The 19,302-nt window shown below is 69.7% G+C and carries 17 protein-coding genes; 5 read left to right on the top strand and 12 right to left on the bottom strand.

Translation table 11 applies throughout. The features are described 5' to 3' along the window. Nucleotides 1–550: 550 nt before the first annotated feature. The 11 genes from ACFUC1_RS09550 to ACFUC1_RS09600 are packed head-to-tail and all read right to left on the bottom strand — an operon-like array spanning nt 551 to nt 12,310. The gene (locus ACFUC1_RS09550; RefSeq protein WP_379119024.1) at nt 551–1,924 is read right to left on the bottom strand and encodes an NAD-dependent succinate-semialdehyde dehydrogenase; all 1,374 of its coding nucleotides are present in this window, start codon (nt 1,922–1,924) and stop codon (nt 551–553) included. 5 nt (nt 1,925–1,929) lie between these two features. Continuing rightward, nucleotides 1,930–2,712: an SDR family NAD(P)-dependent oxidoreductase gene (locus ACFUC1_RS09555; protein WP_379119025.1), complete on the bottom strand. Its 783-nt coding sequence runs from the start codon at nt 2,710–2,712 to the stop codon at nt 1,930–1,932. Beyond that, nucleotides 2,709–3,743: a 3-keto-5-aminohexanoate cleavage protein gene (locus ACFUC1_RS09560; protein WP_379119027.1), complete on the bottom strand. Its 1,035-nt coding sequence runs from the start codon at nt 3,741–3,743 to the stop codon at nt 2,709–2,711. Before ACFUC1_RS09560 ends, ACFUC1_RS09555 begins: the two co-directional genes overlap by 4 nt. 29 nt (nt 3,744–3,772) lie before the next feature. Continuing rightward, nucleotides 3,773–4,615: an SDR family NAD(P)-dependent oxidoreductase gene (locus tag ACFUC1_RS09565; protein WP_379119029.1), complete on the bottom strand. Its 843-nt coding sequence runs from the start codon at nt 4,613–4,615 to the stop codon at nt 3,773–3,775. Further along, nucleotides 4,612–5,442, bottom strand: a complete 831-nt coding sequence (gene surE, locus ACFUC1_RS09570) for a 5'/3'-nucleotidase SurE (protein WP_379119031.1) — start codon at nt 5,440–5,442, stop codon at nt 4,612–4,614. The genes ACFUC1_RS09565 and surE overlap by 4 nt, the downstream gene beginning before the upstream one ends. Beyond that, nucleotides 5,439–6,626: an NAD(P)/FAD-dependent oxidoreductase gene (locus ACFUC1_RS09575; protein ID WP_379119033.1), complete on the bottom strand. Its 1,188-nt coding sequence runs from the start codon at nt 6,624–6,626 to the stop codon at nt 5,439–5,441. The genes surE and ACFUC1_RS09575 overlap by 4 nt, the downstream gene beginning before the upstream one ends. Continuing rightward, the gene (locus ACFUC1_RS09580) at nt 6,623–7,408 is read right to left on the bottom strand and encodes an SDR family NAD(P)-dependent oxidoreductase (protein WP_379119035.1); all 786 of its coding nucleotides are present in this window, start codon (nt 7,406–7,408) and stop codon (nt 6,623–6,625) included. The genes ACFUC1_RS09575 and ACFUC1_RS09580 overlap by 4 nt, the downstream gene beginning before the upstream one ends. Before the next feature lies 1 nt (nt 7,409). Beyond that, entirely contained in the window at nt 7,410–8,588 is a 1,179-nt protein-coding gene (locus ACFUC1_RS09585) for a saccharopine dehydrogenase family protein (protein ID WP_379119037.1), read from the bottom strand. After that, entirely contained in the window at nt 8,585–10,135 is a 1,551-nt protein-coding gene (locus tag ACFUC1_RS09590) for a class I adenylate-forming enzyme family protein (protein ID WP_379119039.1), read from the bottom strand. The genes ACFUC1_RS09585 and ACFUC1_RS09590 overlap by 4 nt, the downstream gene beginning before the upstream one ends. Further along, nucleotides 10,129–11,127, bottom strand: coding sequence for a phosphotransferase (locus tag ACFUC1_RS09595; protein ID WP_379119041.1), 999 nt, complete (start codon nt 11,125–11,127; stop codon nt 10,129–10,131). Before ACFUC1_RS09595 ends, ACFUC1_RS09590 begins: the two co-directional genes overlap by 7 nt. Before the next feature lie 37 nt (nt 11,128–11,164). Next, nucleotides 11,165–12,310: a saccharopine dehydrogenase family protein gene (locus tag ACFUC1_RS09600; RefSeq protein WP_379119043.1), complete on the bottom strand. Its 1,146-nt coding sequence runs from the start codon at nt 12,308–12,310 to the stop codon at nt 11,165–11,167. 123 nt (nt 12,311–12,433) lie between these two features. Here ACFUC1_RS09600 and ACFUC1_RS09605 point away from each other — a divergent pair, with 123 nt between their 5' ends. Continuing rightward, on the top strand, nt 12,434–13,024 hold the full coding sequence (locus ACFUC1_RS09605; RefSeq protein WP_379119045.1) for a TetR/AcrR family transcriptional regulator: 591 nt from the start codon (nt 12,434–12,436) through the stop codon (nt 13,022–13,024). A 73-nt stretch (nt 13,025–13,097) separates the two neighbouring features. On the opposite strand, the gene ACFUC1_RS09610 is transcribed toward ACFUC1_RS09605, so the two are convergent. Further along, on the bottom strand, nt 13,098–14,582 hold the full coding sequence (locus ACFUC1_RS09610) for an APC family permease (RefSeq protein WP_379119047.1): 1,485 nt from the start codon (nt 14,580–14,582) through the stop codon (nt 13,098–13,100). 279 nt (nt 14,583–14,861) lie between these two features. On the opposite strand from ACFUC1_RS09610, the gene ACFUC1_RS09615 reads away from it, so the two are divergent. The 4 genes from ACFUC1_RS09615 (at nt 14,862) to ACFUC1_RS09630 (ending at nt 19,297) form a co-directional block, all read left to right on the top strand. Next, on the top strand, nt 14,862–15,125 hold the full coding sequence (locus tag ACFUC1_RS09615) for a transposase (RefSeq protein WP_379119093.1): 264 nt from the start codon (nt 14,862–14,864) through the stop codon (nt 15,123–15,125). A 1,390-nt stretch (nt 15,126–16,515) separates the two neighbouring features. Next, nucleotides 16,516–17,091, top strand: a complete 576-nt coding sequence (locus tag ACFUC1_RS09620) for a carboxymuconolactone decarboxylase family protein (protein ID WP_379119049.1) — start codon at nt 16,516–16,518, stop codon at nt 17,089–17,091. Nucleotides 17,092–17,165: 74 nt separating this feature from the next. Continuing rightward, a complete protein-coding gene (locus tag ACFUC1_RS09625) occupies nt 17,166–17,912 on the top strand; it encodes a GntR family transcriptional regulator (protein WP_379119051.1) in 747 nt (248 codons plus the stop codon). Between the two features lie 197 nt (nt 17,913–18,109). Next, nucleotides 18,110–19,297, top strand: a complete 1,188-nt coding sequence (locus ACFUC1_RS09630) for an MmgE/PrpD family protein (protein WP_379119053.1) — start codon at nt 18,110–18,112, stop codon at nt 19,295–19,297. Nucleotides 19,298–19,302: the final 5 nt, after the last annotated feature.

Raw genomic sequence — 19,302 nt, forward strand, 5'->3', positions numbered from 1 at the left:
AGGTGAGCAACGAACTGACCACCATCCAGGCGATCACCGCCTGAACTACAACGACGAAGGATCACCCGTCGTACACCACTCCCGAGGACTTGACCAGACGAGGGATCGGCTCCGGCGATGTTGCACGAGACGTCGCAGGCAGGGCCTGCACACCGGCTCCGGCTCCGCCTGCCCATTCGCCTCCGCCTGAAGATCCGAACGCCGACGGTTCGTGGCAGGCTTGACCTTTTTGGCGAGCTCCGACGTCGGGTGAGCAGATCAGGGGCGGCTCGCAGTAGGCGGGCGCGCGCGGTTGCGACTCCTGTGGCGTGAATCCACGGGCGCCAGGATGGGCCACTAACGGGCCACAAGCACCGCGGCGACCTTGAGGGAACTGACGGCGCAGGGGACGCTGGGGGAGCGGGCCACGCGCGGGTGGATCGTAGATCTCGGCGTTCTCAATGAAGACCAGGCCGGGCGCACCGGTGCAGGCCGTGATGGCCGTCACCTTGTCCGTGCATCTCCTTAGTCCGTGGGCCTACCTGAGCTCATTGGGCTGGCCGGTGGCTCGTTACGCGGGGATGTGGATCAACTTCCGATTCAGGAATTCACCGAACCCATCCGGGCCCAGCTCACGACCGAACCCTGACCGTTTGGTGCCGCCGAAGGGCAGCGAGGCTCCCCCGCCTTCACGCTCGTTGATCCAGACCATCCCGGTCTCCAGCCGGTTCGCCACCTCGACGGCGACGTCCGGGTCGGAGTGGAAGACCGCGGCGCCCAACCCGTAGGGCGAGTCATTGGCCAGCGCCACGGCGGCGTCGACGTCGGCCACCCTGTGCACGACGGCGACCGGCCCGAACAGCTCCTCCTGGTACGCGCGCATACCGGGCTCGACCCCGGTGAGGACGGTGGGCGGGAAGTAGGCACCGGGACCGTCCAGGGGCTCGCCACCGGTCTGGGCCATCGCCCCCTTGTCCAGCGCGTCCTGCACTTGGGCGCTCAGCTCAGCGACAGCATCCCTCGACACCAGAGGACCGAAGGCGGCGTCGTCGGACCGAGGGTCCCCCGGCTGCATGGCGGCCATGCTGCGCGTGAACTCCGTGACGAAGTCGTCGTACAGGTGGTCGGCGACGATGAAGCGCTTGCCGGCATTGCAGGACTGCCCGGCATTGCTCAGCCGCGCCTTCGTGCACTGGAAGACGACGTCCTTCAGGTCGTCCGTCTCCAGGACGAGGTACGGGTCGGACCCACCCAGCTCCAGCACGACCTTCTTGAGGTGCTTGCCGGCGAAGCTGGCCACGGCCGACCCCGCCCGCTCGCTCCCTGTGACCGAGACCCCGCGCAGCCGCGGGTCGGCGATCACCCGCTCCACCTGCTCATGGGTCGCGAAGAGGTTGGTGTATGCCCCGTCCGGCAGCCCGGCCTCACGGAACAGCTCCTCGATGAGCACCGCCGACTCGGGGCACTGCGGCGCGTGCTTGACCAGCACGACATTTCCCGCCGCGAGGTTAGGGGCAGCGAACCGGACCACCTGGTAGTACGGGTAGTTCCACGGCATGACGCCGAGCAGCATGCCCACCGGCGTCTTCCGGACGACGGCGCGACCGGCCGACGTGCTCTCCCGCACCTCGTCGGCGAGGAACTCCTCGGCGTGGTCGGCGTAGTAGCTCGGGATGTCGATCCCGTACTGCAGCTCACCTTTCGCGTCGACGACCCGCTTGCCCATCTCGCGCGAGATGACGAGTGCCAGCTCGTCACGCCGCTCTTCGATGAGCTGGGCGAAGCTGCGCAGCACCTGCACCCGCTCCGTCAGCGGCGTTGGGCGCCATACCTCGTAGGCGGCCGCGGCACGGTCGAGGGCGTCCTCGAGCTCGGCGGCCGTCAACGACGGGAACTCGCTCTCCGTCTCCCCCGTGGCCGGGTTGGTGACGCGGAAGGTGGTCATGCAGCTCAAAACCTTTCAGTGTTGGTGAAGTAGCCAGCGGTGGAGCCGCCGTCCACGCTGTGAACCGCGCCGGTGACGTAGCTCGACTCCTCACCTGCGAGGTGGAGCACGGCCTTAGCCACCTCCTCGGGATGGGCGAATCGGCCCAGCGGCACCGTGCCCTGGTAGTACTCCCAGCTCGCCCGGTCGCCGTCGAAGATGCGCTCAGCCATCGGCGTTTCGACGAACCCAGGCGCCACCGCGTTCACCCGTATGCCGCGTGGTCCGAGGTCGAGCGCGATGGCCTTCATGAGTCCCACGACGCCATGCTTCGAGGCACAGTATGCGGCGTAGCCCGTGGCGCCGGTGATGCCGGCATCGGACGCGACCATGACGACGGCGCCACGCGTCTCGAGCAGCTCGGGAAGCGCGGCCCGGACTGTGTTGAAGGTGCCGGTCAGGTTGACGTCGAGGCAGCGCTGCCAGTCCGCCGCGCTCAACGACAGGATGTCGTCGAGGACCTCAATCCCCGCGCACGAGACTGCGGCCGTCAGCGGCGCCCGGTCCTGGCGCGTTTCCGTGACCGCTGCCGCGAGGGAAGCGTCGTCGGTGACGTCGGCCCGGACCGTGACCACGTGAGCGGACTCGTTCTGCTCCTTGACGTCCGCGGCCAGCCGATCGAGGCCGGCGTCGTCCCGATCTAGCGCGAGCACGTCGTAGCCGCGCTGTGCGGCGAGGATTGCCGTCGCCCGGCCGATGCCCGATGCCGCCCCGGTGACGAGGACGGCACCGGGCGCGTGGTCGGTCATCCCGCGCTGACGGGCTCGGCGGCATGGCTGCGCTCGGGCGCCCCGAGCATGGCCCGGTACTCCTCGGGCGTGGCCACGGGGCGTCCGGTGACCTCAGCGATCAGCTGACCCATCCGGAGCGCCTGGAGGTTGCTCTGGATCTTGTCGTCGCGGTGCGGGTAGAGCCAGTACGTGTCCTCCATGCCGACCCGGATGTGCAGGCCCATTAGGGCGGCGAGGGTGGCGACGTGGGTCGACGCCCGGCCGGCGGCACACACCATGATGAAGGCGTCCGGGTCGATGTCCTTGATGGCCGAGACGGTGCGGGTGAGGCCGTCGATCATCTGGCGCGGGTTCTCCATGGGGCTGCAGCCAGGCAGCGCGGGAAGGACGAGCCACACGGCCGGGGTCTGGATCAGGCCCGGCTTGATGAGGAACCTGTCGGCGTTGGAGACGTCCGCGTCGGTGTAGACCGCGATCTCCGGGACGGCCCCGGCCTCGTTGATGAGGCGGACCTTCTCGATCATCACCGGCGCGGGCTTCACGAAGAGTGAGTCCCCGATGAACGTGGCCGTGGTGTTGATGGGCGCGGCGTCGAGCAGTCCGCTGTCGAGCACCTGCTTCATCAGGTCCCACTCCCCGTCGAGGGCGGGGACGAGGCAGCCGTCCACGACCAGGGACGGGAACTCCTCGTGGAGCGGGTCGATGACGTGGTGGAAGCGCTCCGGAGAAAGCACGTTGTAGCCGTTGTCGTCACGAACGTGAATGTGCACGGTGCTCGCGCCGGCGCGGGCCACCTCGCGAGCCGAGTCGAGGATGTCGTCCGGCGCAATCGGCTGGTTCGGGTTCTGGCTGTGCTGGAAGAACGCCCCGGTGATGGCGACGGAGACCGCCAGCTTCTCCGGAATGTCCCAGGGGGTCGAGATCGGCGCGTCGTGGAAGCCAGAGTGCTCGAGGTCGAGGATGGTCGGCAGGCCGTACGGGCGCCAGATCATCTTCTCGTTCTCGCGGGCGACGCCTTTGCTGACGCGGCCCCAGTCGATTGTGGTCATGGTGGTGTTCCTTTCGTGGACGTTCTCGGTCATGAGGGGTAACCGGTCACCCAGTCGGGCTCGTGCGGGACCGTGCGGTCCTGCCTCAGCCAAGCGGGCTGGCCGTAGATCGACTGGCCGCCGTCGACCACGAGCTGCGCGCCCGTGATCCAGGAGGCCTGGGGGGAAGCAAGGTAGGCGACGGCGTCGGCGACGTCCGCCGCGGCGCCGAGGCGCCCGAGTGGTGTGAGCGCCAGCAGGCCGTCGCGGACGCCAGGCTGCGTCAGCATGCCGCTGGTCATCGCGGTCTCGACGACTCCGGGCAGGACGACGTTGACGCGGATCCGGTGCACGCCGAGCTCGGCCGCCGCCGACTGGGCCAGGTGGTTGAGCGCCGCCTTGGTGACGCAGTAGGCGCCGACCTGGTCGCTGTGGGTGGTCGACAGGTTGGAGGAGATCAGGGTGATCCAGCCTCCTCGTCGCGCGGTTGCCATGGCCTGGGCGGACACCTGGAGCATGTGAAAGGTGCCGTTGAGGTTGACGTCGACGTGCCTCTGCCAGGTGGCGGCGGGCATGTCGAGGATCGAGCTGAACTTCGCGTAGCCGGCGTTGGCGACCAGGCCGTCGATCCGTCCGAGCTCCTCCCGGATTTCGGCGAACGCACTCTCGACGGCCCCCCGGTCGGTCTGGTCGACCGTCTTGGTGCCGGTGGAGACGAGGCCGGCTTCGCGCCATACGGCGTGGGCCTGCTCCAGTGCGGCCTCGTCACGGTCGAGGCCGACGACGTGATAGCCACTCCGGGCCAGGGACTGGACGATGCAGCTCCCCAGTGCGCCGGCGGCACCCGTGACCACTGCGACAGGACGCTGCCCGTCCGCCTCGTGCGTCGTCACGGAGCCAGACCCAGCCGATGGTCAATGCGGCTCGCCTGGGCTTCCGTCCAGCTGCGAATCTCCTTGAACGGCATGCCCTCTCCCCACGCGAGCGACAGTGGCGTGAGGGCCACCGCTCCGTGGTCCAGGGCGTCGAAGTCGGTGTCGGGCTCGACGTGGATGGGCGGATCCTCCTCGTCGTTGACGTGGAAGGTGAAGAACCCGTGGCCGTGCTCGTTGCGGCCTTCCTCCAGGCCTCCGCGGCGGTAGGCCCTTCGGCCCAGCCGTACGACCCGTGTGGGGTTCTCCGGCGCTGAGCCGGGGACGTTGACGTTGACGATCGTCCTGGCTGGAAGCGGTTCGGCGCAGGCGGCCAGGGCCAGCTCGGCGGTGACGACGCCCGCGACGTCCCAGTCGTAGCCTTCGCGGTCCACCAGCCGGAAGCGGCGGTCGCGCGACTGCTGGGAGACGGCGATGCTTCCGACGCCGAGCAGTGCGCCCTCCACCGCCGCGCCCACGGTGCTCGAGTACGTCGTGTCGTCGCCGAGGTTCGCGCCCTCGTTGATGCCGGAGACGACGACCTTGACGTCCGGGACGAGGTCGCTCATCAGGGCCACCCGGACGCAGTCGACGGGCGTCCCGTCGCACGCGTAGACCGGGTTGGTGGCGTCGTCGTTGACCAGGTCGAAGCGGACGGGCCGACGGAACGTGGCCGCGCGCGACCCCCCGCTGCGAGGACCGTCCGGCGCCACGGTCACCACGCGGAGGTCGGCGGCGAGCAATGCGTCCCGTGCAGCCGTGAGTCCGTCGCTCTTGTAGCCGTCGTCGTTGGTCAGGAGCACGGTCATGCTCGCACCTCATTCTTGGTTGGCTGGGTTCGGAACGCGGCGAGGGAAGGGCGATCGGGGCGCAGTGCGGTGATCGAGGGGACGGTCGTCGGTGCGCCCTCCAGGGCCCATTCCGCGGCGGTCGCGCCGGCGATGGCTCCCATGGTCACGCCAACTCCGCCGAGCCCTGCACAGGTGACGACGGTCGAGTCGCTCTCCGGACCGAGGATGAACCTGCTGTCCGGGCTCAAGGGGTAGATGCCGGTCCAGCCAGGCTTGAAGCCGAGGTCGTCCACCAAGAACCGCTCGGTTAGGGCCTCCGCGACCTCGTACAGGTACTCCTCGGACACCTTCGCCCGGTAGTCGTCCGGGTCGGCGACCGCGATGTGGTCCAGCACCGTGTAGGTGTGCATCCCGGCGATGAGCGAGTCGGGGCCGTCCTGGCGGAAGTAGAGCGCTTCCCCGGCCTGCCCCGGCATGTAGAGATTCACCATGGGCACGACGTAGTCGAGCTGACGAGGAAGCTTGACCTGGACGACCTCGTGGACCTGTGGGAGCAGCGGGACCTGGTGACCGAGAAGGTTCCCCACCTGCCCGGCCCATCCGCCTGCCGCGTTGACGACGACGTCGAAGCCGTGCTCCTCGCCGTTGAGCTGCAAGGCGTGGTGCCCGTCCGGCGTGACGTGGTGGCCGGTGACCTTGGTCCGACTCCGGAGGGTGGCGCCGTGGTCCGTCGCCTCGGCGAGAAGCGCGTCGCACAGCTGCTGGCCGTCCAGGTGCCCGTCGTGCGGCCCCAGCAGTCCGCCGGCCAGGCCTGTCACGTTGAGGTCGGGCACGAGCCGCTGCAGCCCGTCCCGGTCGAGCAGGGCCGAGTCGTCGGCCCCGAGCCGGTGCTGAAGGTCGATGACCTCCTGGAGGCGAGGCAGCTGGCTCTCCTCGGTGGCGATGCGGACGTTGCCGATCCGCGAGAGGTGCAGGTCGCGGTCCTTCTCGAGCCGGAAGAACAGCTCCCGAGCGCGGATGCGGATCTCCACGTCGAGGGGATCCAGGGTCTGGATGTTGTAGACCCCGGCGCTGCGCCCCGACGAGCCCGTGCCCGGGTGGTTCTGCTCGATCACCGTGACGTCCGCGCCGAGTTCCGCGGCGCGTCGGGCGGCGCCGCAGCCGGCGACACCCGCGCCGATGATCGCGATCCGGGCGGTCACGACGACTCCTCGGGAAGCGTCTCGAGAATGTACAGGTTCGCGAGGGTCCCACCGTCGACGATGAGGTCGACCCCGGTGACGCCCGAGGCCTCTGGCGAGACCAGGTAGGCCACCGCTGAGGCGATCTCCTCGGGAGTGAGGAGACGACGCAGGGGCACGCGGCTGAAGTCGCCGCGCATGTGGGCCAGCATCGCCTCGCTGGTCGCTTCGGCTGCCATGTCGGTGAGCGTCCACCCGGGGCTGACGGCGTTGACGCGGATCCCGCGCGGAGCCAGCTCGACGGCTGCCGCCTTGGTCAGCCCGATCAGGCCGGCCTTCGCGGCGACGTAGCTGGAGAAGGGGCCGTCGGCGCCATACGCGTCGATGGAGGTGATGTTGACGATGGCCCCGCCGGCCGTCATACGGCTCGCCGCCTGCTGGGCTAGGAAAAACGGAGCCGACAGGTTCACGGCGATGACCCGCTCCCAGTTCGCGCGGGTCACGTCGCCGAAGGCGGCTTCGTCGGCGATCCCCGCGTTGTTGACGAGGATGTCCAGCCGGGAGCCGAACTCGTCGGCCTGGGCGAACAGGTCGCGCAGGCCGTCCTCTGTGGAGACGTCGGCTACGACGCCGCGCACCCGACCATGGGCGCGCAACTTCTCCGCTGCGAGGTCGACGGAGTCGGCGTTGCGGCCGACGATGACCAAGTCGGCGCCGTCATGGACGAGCCTCTGCGCGATGGCGAAGCCCAGGCCGCGGTTGCCGCCCGTGACGAGGGCGCTGAGTCCGGTCAGGTTCGCCATGTCAGCCTGCCTGACCCGCGCGGGCGGCGATAAGGTCGCGGATGCGGACCCGCTCACCGACCCGGCCGTCGACGAGCTCGTAGAGCTCGAGGCCTCCCCCACCGAGGCTGACCCGGCGCAGGGCCGTGAAGAAGGCGGCCGGCGACAGTGACTCAGGAGCGAGCACACCCGCGTCGGTCACCTCGCCGTCGAGGAGCATCACCAGGCCCGCTGCGGCCGGCACCCCGGTGGCCTCCTCCATCGGCGTGACCCCCCCGGAGGCGAAGCGCAGCCCGTTGCCGTTGGAGTGCACGTCGATCTGGAGGCCGCTGCCGATCCGCGGACCGGCGGGGCGGGTGTCGCGGTAGCTGGAGAAGACGGCGACGGCCGCGTCCACCGTGCTTGTCGAGGCGTGAGCGCGCTGCGGGTCGACCGCGTAGGCCAGTGCCCAGGCCGTCCGCATCGCGTCGAGCGGGGTGATCGCACCGTGGTTGACCGCGCGCTGCACGGGCAGGAACAGCGGAGCCGTGAAGGGCTCGGGGTGGGCGAGGCGCGCGACGGTCTGCGAACCGACGGTGCCCGGGAAGTCGACTGACTTCGTGTTCAGCTCGTCCCACGCCGGCACGGGGTGGGTCGTGCCGTCCTGCTCCACGAGGTTAAAGCAGTGCCAGAAGTGCCGGATCGCGGCGTCGGTGATGTCGGCGACGTCGACGGTCCAGGCGATCTCGACGTCCTCTACGGGCCCGAGGTAGTCGACCGCGGCACGGATGAGGATGTTGGTGGTCCCGGGAGACGACCCCATCCCGATCACGGCGGTCACCCCTGCTGCCCGGGCGGCCTCCGCCCTCTCCAGCATGGGCAAGGTGACGTCGGCGTCGTCGCAGATGTCGAGGTATGTCGTGCGGGTTTCGATCGCCGCGTCGAGGACCTGGGTGCCGGTGCGGTAGTAGGGACCTGCGAGATTGGCGACGATGGCGCCTTCCGACAGAAGCGCTTTCAGCGCGACGGCGTCCTCGAGAGGGTCCACCTCGCGGGTGGTGATGCCCAACGCCTCGGTCGCAGCACGGGCCTCCTCGCGCCAGCGTCGGTCGACGGCCAGCCAGGTGGACACGTCCGTGCCTCGGGCGGCCGCGGCGAGCATGGCCTGCGCCTGGGCGCCGCCGGCGCCGATGACGATGACTTGGTACGGGCGGCGATTCACGGGTTCTCCTGGAGGGTGGAAGAGAGGAGCTGGCGGGCTGCCCGGCGGTCGACCTTGCCGGAAGCGGTGCGGGGAAGGGTCTCCACGACGTACCACTGCTCCGGGACGGCGTAGTCGGGCAGCCTCGATGCGAGCTGCCGGACGGCCGACACCTCGTCGAAGGTGGCGTGGGCACGGAGCTCGATGGCGGCCGCGATGCGGTGCTGGAGGATGGGGTCCTCGACGCCGAAGACGGCGGCCTGCGCGATGGCGGGGACATCTGCGAGGCAGGACTCGACGAACGCGGGAAGGACCTTCTCCCCACCGCGGTTGATGATGTCGTCGACACGCCCGGTCAGCCACAGGAGGCCACGCTCGTCCCGGAACCCCAGGTCCCCGGTGCGCAGCCACGCGCCCGAGGTCTTCGCGGCGGTGAGCTCCGGCTGGCGCCAGTACCCACTCATCCGGGTGGGACCAGCGACCCAGACCTCGCCGACGTGCCCCGCGGGAGCCGGGCTGCCGGTGTCATCGGTGATGCGGAGCTCCACGTCCGGGGCGGGGAAGCCGACCGACTCGCCGTCGGTGAGCATGTACTCGTGGGGCAGGAAGCTGCACGCCGACGTGAACTCGGTGAGGCCGTACCCGTGCACCAACCTGAGCCCCGCCCAGCGGTCCATGAGCTCTTGGCTCCAGGCCGCAGGCATGGGGCTGCCGCCAAAGAGCACCACCCGAGCGTGGGACAGGGCCTCATCGGCCCCCTCCGCCACCATGAGGAGTCGGATGATCGACGGGACGGCCGTCACAAAGGTGACCGGTTGGCGCGCCAGTGCTGCCGTGGCGTCGGCGGTGCGGAACTTCGGCAGCAGGTTGGTGCGCCCGCCGCAGACGAGCATGTGCCCGAGCTGGTCGACGAAGCCGGTGTTGTGGAAGAGCGGGACGAGGACGAGCGTGCTGTCAGCCGGGGAGCTGGACAGGTAGTCCGCGAAGACCGCGGAGCCGGCGAAGAGTGCGGACGAGGTGAGGACCGCACCCTTGGGCAGCCCCGTCGTCCCCGACGTGAAGCTGATCAGGGCCGGTGCGTCCGGGTCGGACGCCCCTGAAGGCGGCCGCTCGTCGGCGGTCGTGCCGTGGGCCAGCGACGCCAGCTCGAGCGCTAGTCGGCGGTCGCTGGTGGTGTCCTCGGCGAGGTGTCGGTGGTCCGCGTCGTGCAGCACGAGCCGGGCGTCCAGGAGGTCGACCTGCTGGGCGAACTGCGCCGGGCTTAGCCGGTTGTTGGCCGGCGCCACGACCGCTCCCGCGTGCAGGACGGACAGGTAGGCGACCACCCAGACCACGGAGTTGTGGCCGACGATGACGACCCGCTCGCCCGGGTGCACGGCGAGGGCGCGAAGCCGCAGTGCGCACTTCTCGACGCGGTCCTTGAGGTCGCCGTAGGTGAGGACCTCGGTGCCGTCGTCGACGGCCACCGCGTCCGGCTGGACGCTCGCCCAGTGAGCCAAGGCCTCTGGGATGGACGAGAACGGCCGCTCGTCCGCGATGCCGGCACGGACGCCGGTCGACGTCAGCACCGTGCACCCGGACGGAGCTGTCGTGCGAGTCGCAGGTAGTCGTCGAAGGCGCCGCTGTCGATGACCTGGGCTGCCTGCCGGATGTTGCGCTGCGCGTGGCCTTCGTAGGTCCAGCCGTCGAGTGGCTTGGTCTTGTAGCCGAGGTACGGCTCCGCCATGAGGGCCCAGGTGGCCTCGCGGATGCCGGCCACGAACCGCATCAGCTCGACGCGGGCCCGCTGACCCTCGTCGGCGTCGGGGTCGTAGGTCTCGAGGAGCGTCGTGGTCTGCCAGTCGTCGAGCTCCGCCTGGCAGCAGAGGGAGCCCAGCTCGAACGCGGTCCATCCGTACCCGGCGTAGTCGAAGTCGACGAGCCGGATGACCTCGCCGTCGACCAGGTAGTTCTGGGGGACCGAGTCGCTGTGGCAGAAGCCTTGCGGGAGGTCCCGGTTGACGAAGAGCGACTCGATCCGCAGCAGGGCGGCGAGCATCTCGTCGAGGCGCTCCGGTCGCGGCGCATCGTCCGCGTCGGCGCAGTCGATGAAGGTCCGGGCGTCGTCGAAGGGAGAGAAGGTGCGCGATGTCGTGCTGTTGACGTTGAGGCGGCGCCACGCACCGGCGACCATCGCGAGATACCGCTCCTCGCGCAGCAGCTCGGGCGTGAGCTGGAAACCCGGGATGAACTCCGCGAGGTAGTCGCCCTGGGGCAGCTCGAACGCGAGGACCCGCGGGGCGAGCCCCAGCTGCGCGGCTTGGTTCTGGGCCGTGATGGCGGCGGCTCGGTCCACACCCCACCGCGCCGCGTCGGCGTCGCACAGCCGCAGGGCGTAGCGGTCTCCGCCGGACTCCACCACGAGGTTCACGTTGCTCGCCCCACCCTGGAGCATCGCCAAGGTGACCTCGCCACGCATGAGGTCCGCAGCCTGGCGGTCGAGAAAGCTCACGGCCTGCTCGTAGACCTCGTCGCTGACGCCGGGCAGGGCACGGTAGGTGCGTTGCGTCGTGGCGGGCATGTGATGGCTCCCTTGGATCACGTGGCGTGGTGGCAGCTCAGGCCGCGGTGGCGGGCTTCATGGCTATGACACCCTGTCGGTAGCCACCTTCGCGGAAGGCGAGCTTCTCGAAGAGGGCCAGGGCCCGGTCGTGGGGAAGCACCTCCGGTCCGAAGGCGCCGGCCGGGGCACCCGACTCGAGCAGGGTCGTGACGGCACAGGCGGCCCCGAGGCCGGTGCCGCGCGCCATCACCTCGTCGTCGCTTATGGCCAGTGCGCCCAGGACGTCTGCGCCGCGGAGGACCTGGACGAGGACCGCGGTCGTGGCGTGCCGCTCGCGAGCGGGCCGTCGCGAGTAGCGCTCCCACATGAGCCGCCAGAGGAACTCGGCGGGTTCGACCTGCACGCCGCCGACGTCGACCTTCACGTCGGTGTAGCCGAAGCCGATCTGGCCCAGCGTCGAGAATGCCTGGTTGGCCCACTGGGGCAGCAACGCCCCCTTGCAGCTGGCGTACCGCAGGTGTGGGTAGTGCCGTGCCAGGGTTCGCGGCTCGGGGTGCGCCGTGTCGTAGGCCTCCACCTCGCCCAAGGGCTCGGGGAACTGGTACCGACCGGCGGTCGCGGGGACGAACCCCGGGGAGCTCTCCCAGCGGCCGTCGCGCAGGACCGGGCACGGCGAGACCGCCATGTGCAGCATGTGGCGCAGGGGCGCCAGCCCGCCCGGGTCGGTCTCGTGGACCACCCAGGCGACCTCCACGCCGTCGGCGTCGGGGTGCTCGTCGAGGAGCCTCGCGGCCATCCAGTTCGAGACGCCCGGTGAGAGGCCGGCGCCGGTCACGAGCGTGACGCCCGCGCGCTCGGCCTTCTTGTGCAGGGCCAGGATGGCGTCCGTGCACTCGACGTCGTCACCCACGTCGACGTAGGAGATGCCCTGGGTGATGGCGGCGCGGGCGACGGCGTCGGAACCGACGAAGAACGGCCCCGCTAGGTTGAGCACCACGTCGACACCGTCGAGTGGCAGCGTGTCGTCCAGCACGTCCCCCACCCACCCAGTGATGCGCGTGGGGTCCACGGCGACGGCCGCGTCGACCGACTCCTGGAGGCGGTCACACGCCACGAACGTCGCCATGGGGTCGCTCTCCGCGAGGATGGACAGCGCGCTGCGGCCCATCTGGCCGACTCCGACAACGGCGATCCGAGGCACTGACCCTCCCTTGGTTAATGAATGTTCGTTAATCTTGCGTCGCATGGCCCGCACTGTCAACCCTTCTCACCTAGGATCTCGTATGAACATTCGTTCACAACCTCTCCGGCGGAAGCAGGCGTCATGACCCAGACCGTTGAGCACACGCGGGAACGCCTCCTCCAGGCCGCCCTTCGGCGTTTCAGCGAGCGCGGGTTCGCCGCCACGACGGTCAAGCAGATCGCCGCAGACGTGGGGCTGAAGGCGCCCGCGATCTACAACCACTACGCGTCGAAGGAAGAGCTGCTCGTGGCCGCTTCGACCTGGGCCCTGGACGCGTTCCAGAACTACGTGCTCGGCCAGGACGACCCCTCGCAGGGGGACGTCGAACGCCTGGAGGGCCTGGTGCGTCGGCACGTCCTCTACCAACTGACGAACCTCGAGGTGGCCCGAGCCAACGACCTGGTCCTCGACGAGGTCACCATGCAGGAGTCATTACCCCCGGAGATGTCGCGCGACATTCGAGGCCGTATGCGGGTGCACCTGGACCTGTTGACCACGCTCACCTCATCGGTGATCGGGTCGTCGGCGTACCCCGACGCGCGCACAACGGCCCTGGCCATCACCACCCTCTGCGACCGGGTCAACGTGTGGTATCGGCCGGGCGGCCCTTCCTCCGCCGACGAAGTGGCGGACGCCTACTGGGTCTTGGCGAAGCGGCTGCTCGCGATCTAGGCTCGCACACGACATACCGCCCCGACGCTCGATCGAGACATCGACCGTCGGGGCGGCAGAACGGGGTGACCAGTCAGTTGACCTGCGTCCCGGCGGCCTGCTCGCGCAGGACCTCTTCGCTGTCCGTGAGGCCCTCGCCTCGCCGCAGCCGCGGCGCGATGGTCGTCACGTAGTACACGGCCCCGAGCACCAACGGAAGACCGATCAGCCACCATGCGACGGGTAGCCCGCCCTTGGCCGGGTTGGTCGCATCACGCGGCCACATCAAGTTGACCATCATGACGAGGCTGAAGAGCACGCCGTAGATGTTGAGGGCCAAGCCGGCGCGCCCGAGCCTAAAGGGAGCAGCCTGGTGCGGCCAGCCCTTGAGCCGCGCGACGAGCATGACCGACGTCATGAGGAAGTACGCCACGTACATGACCGCCACCGCACCGGCGACGAGGACCACGATGGTGCTCGAGGCCAACAGCGGCAGGGCCGTGATGACGGTGACGACGATGATGGCGCCGATGGGCGCGGCCGTCCGCGTCGATGTGCGGCTCAACACCCCGGAGGCGGGCAGCATGTTGTCGCGCGCCATGCTGAACGCGTGGCGAACGGCGCCAGCCATGAAGGCTGTGCCGCCGAGCAGAGTGATGCACGCGATCACGATGAGATAGACGCTGCTGCCCAGGTCGCCGAGCGCGGACGCCATAACGTCCGAGACGGGGGTCCCGTTGGTGTTGATCGTGGCACGGTCCGGGATGGCCATGAGGATCGCCACGATGAACACCAACCCGGCCACGAACGTCACCGCCCAGGCTCCGAGGACTGCACGCGGCGCCTTGCGGTGCGCGTCGACCGTCTCCTCACCGAGGGTGCCGCCGTTCTCGAACGAGTAGATGACCCAGAGCGAGACGAAGATGCCGCCACCGAGGAAGTTCTTGAGCCACCCCGAGCCGTCTGTCGAGGTCCCGAGGGTGTCGTTGATGATGCTCAGCGGCTGGTGGTGGGGCGCCAGGACCATGACCAGCAACGTGATGACGAAGAAGACGCCCATCTCGAGCGCGACGCCGTACTTGTTGAGGCGGCCAAGGATAGTGATGCCGCCTGCGTTGGCGAGGAACGCCACGATCAGACAGACCGCGGCCATGGCGACGACCTGGCCCTCGGTGCCTTCGATGCCCAGCAGCGGGACGATCGAGGCCGGCAGGACGAAGTAGTAGCCGGTGAGGGTGAAGATCACGCCGAACAGATAGATCCACCCCACCCACCAGCCGACCCTGCGGCCGCCGAGGATCGCCGACCACTGGTACACAGCTCCGGCGTAGGGGTAGTGCGAGGCGAGCTCCGCCCAGAGCAGCGACAGCACGCCCCAGGACAGGCCGACGATGATCCAGCCCCACAGCATCGTGCCCCCGCTGACGCCCAGCGAGAAGCCGAAGAGGCTGAAGAGACCTGCGGCTGCACCCACACCGGAGTAGGTGATCGCCAGGTTTCCGAAGGTGCTTAGCGTGCGGGCAAGGCTGCCGTGCCGCTGGCCTGTGCCACCAGACTCAAGGGGGGCCGTCTCGGACATGTTCACTCCTCTGGGCGCGCATGGGCCACTGTGTGCGCGTCGTAGGCTGCGCTGCCCACGGCGTTGCGAGATGTCGCGAGATTAATGAACATTTGTTAACGACACAATACCCATGAGGAATTTTCTCGTCCCGCTTCGGAGGTGCGTTGCGCCCCGAGTTTCGGTCCATCTGCTGTCTGAGTGCTCCCCGATGATGAGAGCGCTGATAGAGGTGGCGGATGGTGGGACTAAGCGGTACACGACTGAGCAGATCGTGGCGAAACTGCGGGGGCGGAGAAGCTGCAGGCGCAGGGGTCGACGATCCCGGGCGTGTGCAAGCGGCTGGAGATCAGTGAGCAGACGTTCTGCCGGTGGCGGATCAGATACGGGGGGCTGAAGGAGGACGAGGCGCAACGCCTGAAGGCGCTGGAGGCCGAGAACGCCCGGTTGAAGCGGATCGTGGCTGAGCAGGCCTGGACGCGGACTTCTCTGAGATGCAGATCGGGACCTCGGCCCGTCACAGATGGCGAGCAATTGCCCGCCCAGCGTGCGCTCACCGCGTAGCACGTCGTACCCCATGGTTGCCAGCGCGTGGACCAGGCGCGTCGCGCGCCAGCGCTGAGGCGGATACCTCGTGGTGGTCCCGGACGTCGCGGTACGCGCGAGCAACCGGATGCGGCCTTGTCAGACGCGATGGAACATGGATCTCCCGCTCCGGCACGACTGCACGCGGGTTGTCGCAGAAGTCAATCAACTGGTGGTCCCAGCCGCGACCACGAGCCTTGAGAACTTGGCCCGCAGGCAGGGACGGCGCGCCCCGAGGCTCGTCGAGGGCGTCCTTGTTCTGGCGCGTGTCCACCTCCAGGCGACCGTCGGCAGCAAACAGGCGCAGAAGAAGCCACTGACCTTCCGTGGGTCGGCTTGTCACCATCTCGACCGCCGGCCCCGGCACAATCGGGGACATCGCTTCGACACGACCGGTCCTCGCCGTTGGGGCTCGCGCCGGACGGGTGTGGCCGGCCGGCCGCGGAGGCCGCTTCACGCCCGGCGGGTAGCCACCATGGGCAACGTAATACCGTCCCGCGTCGGTTTATCAGCGACCCAGACGCCTTGACGCCGGACCACATGAGCCAGGCCTCGGCTCTGAAGGGCACGCGCCGAGTGCTTGAGCGACTCATCCGGCTAGCCCTCTTCCCGGACACCCCGCAGCTATCCAGTGCAGGACCTCAAGCTGACACTCGTTCAATGGCTTCGCGGCAGGCATGGCGTGTAGTCGACCACGAGAGCACCACACCGACGCGAGTCAGCGGCCCCAATGTGCGGCGCAGGCTCAAGTGAGATGAACACCCGTCCCCACCTGCGGTGGAAGCCTGTCGCGATCCCCGATTTGTGCCCCCGTGTGCCCCCGGATCGCGACCCCGGCGGCCAAACTTCGAGACACCCCGTCCAAGCTGCGACATTTCCGCAGTTCGGACAGGGTGCCCGATCGTGGAGCTGAGGGGATTCGAACCCCTGACCTTCTCATTGCGAAGGCCTCCGTGCCCCACCGCATCGGCTGCCGCTGTGCTCGGCAGACACTCCGCCGGGTGCATCCAATGCACGGTGTGAACTTCCGGGAGCACAAAGGGGGCACAAGCAGTCGGCTCGCTAGACGCGTCGCGCTGGACCGTCCTGCGATGCGCAAAGGCGACGGATTTACAGGACGCCGTATGCCGTCCGCTCACCAGCGGAGACGCGGCTCACGAGCGAACTTCGCCGCGAATTCGCCACGGACCCGGGCACAGGGTCGGGTGCTGCCATGGCCAGTCGGACCTGAAGTGTGCGCGCCCGATCGCCTTCCTGTTGCGGGCCGCCCTTCTTGGGCTACAGCCCCTTAGGGTGCCAATCGGTCGGCCGAGGCCCCGGCCCGCGTCGTGACACCGCGCGGAGTCGAGCCCAGCAAGAGAGGACTGTCATGAAGATCAGCGCCGGAACCCCCATTCCAACCGGAGGCAGCGAGCTCGTCGCGGCGATACAGGACGCACGACGGGGGCTGAGCGCCGTTGCGGTCGTCGCCGACGAGGCCGGCAACCTCATGGGCCCCTTCTCCTGCCTACCGCACTCGCCCGAGATCGGCGATGCACTGCAGCGGGTCGGCACCGCGATCCGTACCGGGTCGACGCTCGACCGCACCGTGACCGAGGCCGTGATCCTCACTGTGGCGCAGCACTGGCAGGCCGACTACGAGTGGTACGCCCACACGGCCGTGGCCCGCATGGAGGGGCTGCTGACGGAGGCGGAGCTGGAGCTCATCCGGACGGGGCAAGCGGGGCTCGCCCACGGCGCCGCGGACCTGGCCGCCGCCTTCACCCGCGAGCTCCTGGCGGGGCGGCCGCCTTCCCGGGAGCTGGAGACCCGGCTGATGGACGTTCTCTCCACCCGCGAGGCGGTGGAGGTGGTCATGGTCGCCGGCTACTACAGCGCCCTGGCGCTGCTGATCCGTGCCTTCGAGACGCCGATGCCCGGGAGCGCGGACGCCGGCTCGGCGTGAGGGCCGGCCCGGCTCGTATCCTGCTCGCCAGGCAGGACACACGTGGCGGCGCCTCGGGAAGGGCTGGGTGGCCAGTGCAGGCATCAGGCAAGGCGCAGCCGGCCTTCCGGCGACTGAGGAACGAGCTGCGCAACGCGGTGCTCGCCGGGACGTACCCGGCCGGCGTCGCGCTGCCCACCGAGGCCGAACTGGCCCTCGAGTACGGCGTGAGCCGGCAAACGGTGCGGCGAGCATTCCAGGACCTCGTCGCCGAGGGACTGGTGTCCCGCACCCCGGGCAGGGGGACCTTCGCCGTCCAGGAGGACGGTCGCTACCTGCGCCAGTTCGGCTCGGTCGAGGACCTCATGGCGCTCTCGGCTGACAGCCAGATGGAGCTGTTGAAGCCCCTTCGGGACGTCGTTGACCCCACAGCTGCCGGCCGGCTCCGGCTCGGTGACGACCACGTGGCCCGCGCGGTGTTCGTGAGGTTGCACCGAGGAGAGGCCTTCTCGCACACCGTGGTCTTCCTGCCTCCCCCCGTCGCGGCCCGCCTCGGGGAGGTGCCGGAGCTCTCCACCCCGGGTTCACGGAGCCAGGTCACGGTGATCGCCCTGCTGGACCGGGCGCTTGCACGGCCCATCCAGGACGCCGAGCAGAGCATCACCGTCGCACGGGCGCCGGACGCGGTCGCCGAGGCCCTCGACCTCGAAGCGGGGACGCCCGTGCTCCGCATCGACCGCACGTACTTCGACACGGCCGGCACTCCGGTCGAGCTTGCGATCAGCCACTTCAACCCCGACCGGTACTCCTACCGCGTTCGCCTGCGGCGCAACCCGGGTTGAACCTGGACGGCGCAACCCGAGCTGTGCCGCCGGGCCCCGCCCACTTGACTGGCGCCGTACTTGGTCCGCAATATGGCCGTACATTTCGCGACCGCCCAACCGCGAGCTCGGTGACCGGACGACGTCCCTGACCTCGGGTGCGGGTGATCTCCTCGCGGACGACCCAGACGCCCCCTCCCCCGGCAGGAGCAGCAGCCGTGACCTCCCCCGCCCACGAGCTCGCCGACTGGGCTGCGTCCCTGACGCCCACTGCGGACGACCTCGCCCTGGCTGACCGGGCGCTGCTCGACACCGTCGCCGTCGCCGTCGCCGCGCGCGAGCACCCCGTCACCCGGATTGCCTCCGACCTCCCCGACGCCGCGCGGTGGGCGGTCGCGGGCCACGTCCTCGACTTCGACGACCTGCACATGGCCTCGACGACCCATGTCAGCGTCGTGTGCGTGCCGTCGACGCTCGCCACCGGGGGCGACGCGCGTGCCTACCTCGCCGGGGCGGGGGTCATGGCACGGCTCGGCACGGCGCTCGGCTGGCCCCACTACTCAGCCGGCTGGCACGCGACCTGCACCGCCGGCGCGCCGGCCGCCGCCGTCGCGGCCGGGACTGCGCTGGGCCTCGACGCCGGCCGGCTCGCCGACGCGATCGCCCTCGCCCTTCCGGCCGCAGGTGGCGTCCAGCTGGCATTCGGCAGTGACACCAAGTCGCTGCAGGTGGGGTTCGCCGCGGAGGCCGGGGTGCGGGCCGCTGCGCTGGCTGCCGCAGGGGCCACCGCCGACCCCGGAGCCCTCGAGCAGTGGATCGATCTCGTCGGCGGGGACCCGGCCGCCCTCGACCTCGGCGGACCGGCCGTGCCGGGAGGGCTGGCTATCAAGGTCTATCCGTGCTGCTACGCCCTGCAGCGCCCGATCAGCGCCTTGGCCGACCTGGCCCGGGACGGCCTCGACCCGGCGACGGTCACGCGGGTCGTGCTGCGCACGCCCAGGGGCACCGTGGCGCCACTGACCCACCACCGGCCGCAGACCGGGCTGCAGGCCAAGTTCAGCCTCGAGTACGCGGCCGCGGCAGCCCTGCTCGACACGCACCAGGGCTTCGCGAGCTTCACCGACGAGGCGGTACGCCGTCCCGAGGCCCAGCGCCTCGTCGAGCTCGTCGAGGTCGAGCTGTCCGAGGGCGGCGACTGGCTGCTCGCCGGCGAGCTCGAGGCGCAGGTGCACACCGGTGCCACCGTCCGGCAGGCACGGCTCCGGCTGCCGCCCGGCTCACCCGACCGGCCGCCGACCCGCGAGGAACTGGCGACCAAGGTGGCCGACTGCCTCGCCGGCACCGACGTCGACCCGTCCGCGATCACCTGGCCACGCGCCGCGGACATCCTGCGCCGCTGGTTCTGACCCCC

It is taken from the genome of Pedococcus sp. NPDC057267, assembly GCF_042668795.1.
Lineage (GTDB): Bacteria > Actinomycetota > Actinomycetes > Actinomycetales > Dermatophilaceae > Pedococcus.